This window comes from Metapseudomonas phytobenefica (assembly GCF_043392685.1).
Taxonomy (GTDB): Bacteria; Pseudomonadota; Gammaproteobacteria; order Pseudomonadales; family Pseudomonadaceae; genus Metapseudomonas.
This window is the reverse complement of the sequence record NZ_JBHZGM010000061.1, coordinates 1-6,961: the sequence shown is the minus strand read 5'-3', so window position 1 is coordinate 6,961 and position 6,961 is coordinate 1. Positions and strand designations below refer to the sequence as shown.

General features: G+C 64.9%; 6 protein-coding genes. 4 read left to right on the top strand and 2 right to left on the bottom strand.

The genetic code is table 11. The features are described from left to right. The 3 genes from ACFW0B_RS25525 to msrA all read left to right on the top strand — a co-directional run. The coding region (locus ACFW0B_RS25525) for a 2-oxo acid dehydrogenase subunit E2 (protein ID WP_449151749.1) at positions 1–286 on the top strand (286 nt) is incomplete at its 5' end. 258 nt (positions 287–544) lie between these two features. Further along, positions 545–3,232, top strand: a complete 2,688-nt coding sequence (locus ACFW0B_RS25520; RefSeq protein WP_449151748.1) for a sensor domain-containing protein — start codon at positions 545–547, stop codon at positions 3,230–3,232. A 70-nt stretch (positions 3,233–3,302) separates the two neighbouring features. Next, the gene (gene msrA / locus ACFW0B_RS25515) at positions 3,303–3,950 is read left to right on the top strand and encodes a peptide-methionine (S)-S-oxide reductase MsrA (protein ID WP_449151747.1); all 648 of its coding nucleotides are present in this window, start codon (positions 3,303–3,305) and stop codon (positions 3,948–3,950) included. Between the two features lie 13 nt (positions 3,951–3,963). Here the strand turns inward: msrA and ACFW0B_RS25510 are convergent, their stop codons facing one another. Further along, positions 3,964–4,848, bottom strand: a complete 885-nt coding sequence (locus ACFW0B_RS25510) for a 23S rRNA (adenine(2030)-N(6))-methyltransferase RlmJ (RefSeq protein WP_449151746.1) — start codon at positions 4,846–4,848, stop codon at positions 3,964–3,966. A 136-nt stretch (positions 4,849–4,984) separates the two neighbouring features. On the opposite strand from ACFW0B_RS25510, the gene ACFW0B_RS25505 reads away from it, so the two are divergent. Further along, positions 4,985–6,787, top strand: coding sequence for an acyl-CoA dehydrogenase (locus tag ACFW0B_RS25505; protein WP_449151745.1), 1,803 nt, complete (start codon positions 4,985–4,987; stop codon positions 6,785–6,787). Positions 6,788–6,838: 51 nt separating this feature from the next. On the opposite strand, the gene ACFW0B_RS25500 is transcribed toward ACFW0B_RS25505, so the two are convergent. Next, on the bottom strand, positions 6,839–6,961 hold a 123-nt coding region (locus tag ACFW0B_RS25500), incomplete at its 5' end, for a transposase (protein ID WP_211168216.1).

Here is a 6,961-nt window from a genome sequence, read left to right as displayed (position 1 = left end):
GAAGCTCTCGGCGGACGACATGCAAGGCGCCTGCTTCACCATCTCCAGCCTCGGCCACATTGGCGGCACCGGCTTCACGCCGATCGTCAATGCGCCCGAAGTGGCGATCCTTGGCGTGTCCAAGGCCACCATGCAGCCGGTGTGGGACGGCAAGGCCTTCCAGCCGCGCCTGATGCTGCCGCTGTCGCTGTCCTACGATCACCGAGTGATCAACGGCGCCGCCGCCGCACGCTTCACCAAGCGCCTCGGCGACGTACTGGCGGACATCCGCACCATGCTGCTGTAACTCGTTGCTATTCGCGAGCACGCCACGCTCGTACCTCAACCCCGCCCCCCTGAGGCGGGGTTTTTTTTGACCGTTCGACAGCCCCACCCACAAGGCGGCCGTGCGTTCACGCACAGTTCCTGCCATCCCGCATCCGCTTGCAGATTGCACCGCGCGGCACGCTTGCCAGTGCCATCATCATGATGCACCCTTGCCCGATGCTGTGATGATGTAGGCCGGACCCCTCTCCCGGTCAGAGAAGTGGAAGCCCAGCGCCCGATGAAGAGCCATCCCGAAGCTGCCAGCCGCATGGTGGCCGAGATAGTGACGCAGTTGCCCGTCCCGTCGAGGCTGGGCCTGATGCGTTTCGAGCGGCTCAATGAAGCCAGCTGGGCGATGCTTTTCCTCGATCCGACCTGCGAACGCACCCTGGGCCTGCCTGCCAGCGAACTCTGCGCCCTGATCGACGCGCCCTACGCCAGCCTGATGGAGCCGGAAAGCCGCTACCGGCTGCACGATGAAGTGCAGCTGCAACTGGCGCGGCAGCCCCACTACTCCATCCAGTACACCTTGCACGCCCCCGGCGGCCCGCTGTGCCTGCAGGAGATCGGAGAGCCCTTCCAGCAGCACGGACGGCAGCTCCTGCGCGGCTATCTGCTGGTGGTTAACGAACCCGCCGCGCACAGGAAGAACCTCGACCTGGAGGCGCAGAACAACCAGCTGCGCATGTCACTGGAACTCTTCGAGCGCTCCAAGGAAGACCACCTGCAGCACCTGATCCGCTCCCGCGCCCAGCAGAGCCTGATCGTGCGCCTGGCGCGCCATCGCTACACCTCCAGCAATCCGGCCGAGGAAGCCGCGCGGCTCATCACCCAGGCGGCCTGCGAAGCCTATGACGTGGCGCGCGCCAGCATCTGGATGCTAGACGGCAGCCAGCTGACGGCGGTCAGCCTGTTCCGCCGCGAGCAGGACCACCACGAACATCCGGGCAGCATGGACATGACCCCGTTTCCGCGCTACCTGGAAGCCCTGCACAGCGGCCGCGCCATCGATGCCCACGATGCCCAGAGCGATCCCCGCACCAGCGAGCTGGTCCAGGCATATCTCAAACCCGAGGGCATCACCGCCCTGCTCGACGCCAGCATCCGCGTCGGCGGCGAAGTGGTCGGCGTGCTCTGCCTGGAACACACCGGCACCGCCCGCATCTGGCAGGCCGATGAGATCGCCTTCGCCGGCGAGCTGGCCGACCAGTTCGCCCAGGTCATGGTCAACCAGCAGCGACGCCACGCCACCAGTGCCCTGCATCTGTTCCAGCGGGCCGTGGAGCAGAGCGCCAGCGCCTTCCTGCTGGTGGACCGCGACGGCTTGGTGGAATACGTCAACCCGAGCTTCACCGCCATTACCCAGTACAGCGCCGATGAAGTGCACGGTCGGCGCCTGTCGGACCTGCCGGCGCTGGAGAACCTCAGTGAACTGCTGTTCGATACCAGCTCCGGGCTGGCGGCCTGCAACAGCTGGCAAGGCGAGTTCCGCAGCCGGCGCAAGAACCTCGAGCCCTACTGGGGCCAGCTGTCGATTTCCAAGGTGTTCGGCGAACACGGCGAACTCACCCACTACATCGGCATCTACGAAGACGTCACCCAGAGCAAGCTGGCACAGCAGCGCATCGAGAAGCTGGCCTACACCGACAACCTTACCGGCCTCGGCAACCGCCCGTATTTCATCCGCACCGTCGAGGAGCGCTTCCACAGCGACCGTGACACACCGCTCTGCCTGCTGCTGGTGGACATCGACAACTTCAAGCGGATCAACGACAGCCTCGGCCACCAGACCGGCGACAAGCTGCTGGTCAGCCTGGCGCGGCGCCTGCGCAACAGCCTTTCCCCCAATGGCATCCTGGCGCGCTTCGCCAGCAACGAATTCGCCGTGCTGCTCGACGGCGCCGACCTGGAAAGCGGCCAGAAGATCGCCGCCCAGGTCCTGCAGACCCTGGACAAGCCGCTGTTCGTCGACAACCAGCTGATCAGCGTCACCGGCTCCCTGGGCCTCGCCTGCGCACCGCTGCACGGGCGCGACCCGCAGACCCTGATGAAGCACGCGGGCCTGGCGCTGCACAAGGCCAAGGCCAACGGCAAGCACCAGCTCCAGTTGTTCACCGAGGCGCTGAACGCCGAAGCCAGCTACAAGCTGTTCGTCGAGAACAACCTGCGCCGCGCCCTGGCCCAGAACGAGCTGGAAGTCTTCTACCAGCCCAAGCTTTGCCTGAAGAGCGGCCAGTTGCTCGGCATGGAAGCTCTGCTGCGCTGGCACCACCCGGAGAAGGGCATGATCAGCCCGGAGCATTTCATCAGCGTGGCGGAAGAAACCGGCATGATCATCCCCATCGGCAAATGGGTGATCCGCGAGGCCTGCAGGATGAGCAAGCGCCTCACCGCCGCCGGCCTCGGGGATCTGCAGGTGGCGATCAACCTGTCGCCCAAGCAGTTCAGCGACCCCGACCTGGTGGGTTCCATCGCCACCATCCTCAACGAAGAGCAGCTGCCGCCCCGGCAACTGGAGCTGGAGCTCACCGAAGGCCTGCTGCTGGAAGCCACCGACGAGACCCGCCACCAGCTCAACAACTTGAAGAACCTTGGCCTGACCCTGGCGATGGACGATTTCGGTACCGGTTACTCCTCGCTGAGCTACCTGAAGAAATTCCCCATCGACGTGATCAAGATCGATCGCAGCTTCATCAAGGACATTCCCGAGAACCAGGACGACAAGGAGATCACCTCGGCGGTGATCGCCATGGCCCACAAGCTCAAGCTCAAGGTCGTCGCCGAAGGCATCGAAACCGCCGCCCAGCTCGGATTCCTGCGTCGCCAGCACTGCGACGTCGGCCAGGGTTACCTGTTCGACAAGCCGATTTCCGGCAAGCACCTGTTCGAGAACCTCGGCCGCTACCCCCACCGCAGGGGCGCCTGATCAACCATTGAGAAACACCCGCGCAATCGGGGTAACATCGGGATTCATTGCATTCCCGAGGAGACGGCTGATGGTCCTGCGTTCGCAAATACTCGCCCACAAACTCGAGCTGCCCAGCGCTGCCCAGGCGCTGCCCGGCCGCGAAACGCCGATGCCAGTGCCCGACAGCCATTACGTCAACGGCCGCCCGCTGCGAGGGCCCTTCCCCGCTGGCCTGCAAATGGCCCAGTTCGGCCTCGGCTGCTTCTGGGGCGCCGAGCGGCGCTTCTGGCAACAGCCGGGGGTCTGGACCACTGCCGTGGGTTACGCCGGCGGCTTCACCCCGAACCCCACCTATGACGAAGTCTGCTCCGGCCTGACCGGGCACGCCGAAGTGGTGCTGGTGGTGTTCGACCCGAGGGAAACCAGCTTCGAGCAGTTGCTGAAGGTGTTCTGGGAAGCCCACAACCCGACCCAGGGCATGCGCCAGGGCAATGACGTCGGCACCCAGTACCGCTCGGCCATCTACTGCTACGACGAGGCCCAGCTGGCCGCCGCCCACGCCAGCCAGGCGCTGTTCCAGGACGAGCTGGAAAAGTCCGGCTTCGGTGCCATCACCACGGAAATCAGTGAAGCGCCCGCCTTTTACTATGCCGAGGCCTATCACCAGCAGTACCTGGCGAAGAACCCCGGCGGCTATTGCGGCCTGGGTGGCACCGGGGTGTGTCTGCCGGCCTGAGCGGCAGGCGAGGTCAAGGCTTCGGCTTCTTGCCTGCAGCTTGCAGCTTGTCGCCTGAAGCCTCCTCCACTAGCCAATCCAGCTGCCAGCCGCCCTTGCTCTGCGCCAGGCGCTCGGCGAGCCACGGCAGGGTCTGGCGTAGCTCGTCCTCGATGCCCCACGGCGGGTTGGCGATGGCCAGCCCGGAACCGTTCAGCCCGGAGTCTGCGGTGTCGGCCGCATGCACGCGCAATTCCGCCCGCAGCATCTTCGGTGCGCCGCTGGCCTGCAGGCCCTGGTAGAAGCGCCTGAGCTGGCGCTGGTCCTTGATCGGATACCAGATGGCGACCACCGTCTGGCGCATGCGGCCGATGGCCTCGCGCAGGGCGGTGACGCAGCGCTCCAGTTCGTCTGTTTTCTCGAACGGCGGGTCGATCAGCATCAGCGCGCGCTTCTCCGCCACCGGCAGCAGCGCCCGCGCGATGTGCCAGCCCTCGCCCAGGTGCACGGCGACGCGGCGGTCACCAGCCATGTTGTCCTTCAGCAGCAGGCCATCTTCGGGGTGCTTTTCGTTCAGCTGCAGTCGGTCCTGCGGACGTGTCAGGCGCCGCGCCAGCTCGGGCGAACCGGGGTAGTAGCGCAGGTTGCCGTCCGGGTTCAACTCACGGATGACCTTCAGGTAATCCGCCATGGGCGCCGGCAGGTCGGGCAGGTCCCACAGGCGGCCGATGCCTTCGCGCCATTCGTCGGTGCGGCTGGCCTGGTCACCCAAAAGGTCGTAGAGGCCGACGCCGGCATGGCTGTCCAGGTAGGCGAAGGGCGCCTCCTTGCGCGACAGCAGCGCGATCAGACGGGCCAGAGTGAAATGTTTGAGCACGTCGGCATGGTTGCCGGCGTGGAAGGCATGGCGGTAGTTCATGGGGAGTCCTCGCAAGGCGCGCATTCTACCAGCCCAGGGTTCACCACGGCTTCACCCGCTTTATCACGCTCATAAATGCTGCTGGGCACCCTTCATTCACCGATCTAGACTCGGCTGATCCTACCGGAGAGCCATCATGTCCGAGTCCCTGCTCAGTTCCCGCAACCTGGCCTTCGAGCTCTACGAAGTGCTGGACGCCGAAGCCCTGACCCAGCGCGAGCGTTTCGCCGATCACAACCGCGAAACCTTCGATGCCGCCTTGGGCACCGCCCGCAGCATCGCCGAAAAGTTCTTCGCCCCGCACAACCGCAAGGGCGATGAACAGGAGCCGGAATACGTCGACGGCGCCGCAACCCTGATCCCGGAAGTGAAACCGGCGGTCGACGCCTTCCTCGAAGCGGGTTTCCTCAATGCCACCCGCAGCTTCGAACAGGGCGGCATGCAACTGCCGACCCTGCTGTCCCAGGCCTGCTTCGCGCACTTCCAGTCGGCCAACGTCGGCAGCTCGGCCTACCCTTTCCTGACCATGGGCGCGGCCAACCTGATCGAGAGCTTCGGCAACGAGGAGCAGAAGCAGCGTTTCCTGCAGCCGATGATCGAGGGCCGCTTCTTCGGCACCATGGCCCTCACCGAGCCCCATGCCGGCTCATCGCTGTCGGATATCCGCACCCGTGCTGAACCGGCCGCCGACGGCACCTACCGCATCAAGGGCAACAAGATCTTCATTTCCGGTGGCGACCATCCGCTGTCGGAGAACATCGTGCACATGGTGCTGGCCAAGCTGCCGGACGCACCGCCCGGGGTGAAAGGGATTTCGCTGTTCATCGTGCCCAAGTTCCTGGTCAACGACGACGGCTCCCTGGGCAAGCGCAACGACGTGATCCTGGCTGGCCTGTTCCACAAGATGGGCTATCGCGGCACCACTTCCACCGCACTGAACTTCGGCGATAACGGTGATTGCATCGGCTACCTGGTGGGCAAGCCCCACGCCGGCCTGTCCTACATGTTCCAGATGATGAACGAGGCGCGCATCGGCGTCGGCATGGGCGCGGTGATGCTCGGCTACGCCGGCTACCTCTATTCCCTGGAGTACGCCCGCGAACGTCCCCAGGGCCGCCTGCCGGACGGCAAGGACCCCGCCACGCCCCAGGTGCCGATCATCCAGCATGCCGACGTGCGCCGCATGCTGCTGACCCAGAAAGCCTACGTGGAAGGCGCCTTCGACCTCGGCCTCTACGCTGCGCGCTTGTTCGATGACACCCAGACGCTGGCTACCGAAGAAGAGCGCCAGCAGGCCCATGAGCTACTGGACCTGCTCACCCCGATCGTCAAATCCTGGCCCTCGGAGTTCTGCCTCAAGGCCAACGAGCTGGCGATCCAGATCCTCGGCGGCCATGGCTACACCCGCGAATACCCGGTGGAGCAGTATTACCGCGACAACCGCCTGAACCCGATCCACGAAGGTACCCACGGCATCCAGTCCCTCGACCTGCTGGGCCGCAAACTCATGCAGAACAAGGGCGCCGGCCTCAAGCAACTGACCCGCCTGATCAATGAATGCTGCGAACGCGCCGCCGCGTACGAGTCGCTGAAGGCCCTGCGCCAGCCGCTGGAGCACCTGGCAACACGGCTTTCCAGCGTCACCCTGGCCCTGCTCGGTGACCTGATGCAGGGCAAGGTCAACCAGGCACTGGCCAACTCGGCGCTGTACCTGAAGGTATTCGGCCACACCGTGATTGGCTGGCGCTGGCTGGAACAGGCGATTCGTGCGGAACAGGGCCTGGCCCGTGGCAACGCCGTCGACGCCGACTTCTACCGCGGCAAGCTGCAGGCCGCGCGCTACTTCCTTACCTGGGAAGTGCCCGGCTGCCACCACGAACTGGCACTGCTGGAAGCCCGCGACGACACCTGCCTGGCGATGCAGGACAACTGGTTCTGACCCATTTCAGGGTTCTTTACGCCCCGTGCACATGCGGGGCTTTTTTTTGGTTCATCGCGCTTTCCCGGGGAAGGCGGCCTTGATTTTCAGGAAAAAGTAGGCCGAGTCCCGAAAGCCATAGGCCATGCGTTTGATCACCTTGATGCGGTTGTTCACCCCCTCCAGGACACTGGT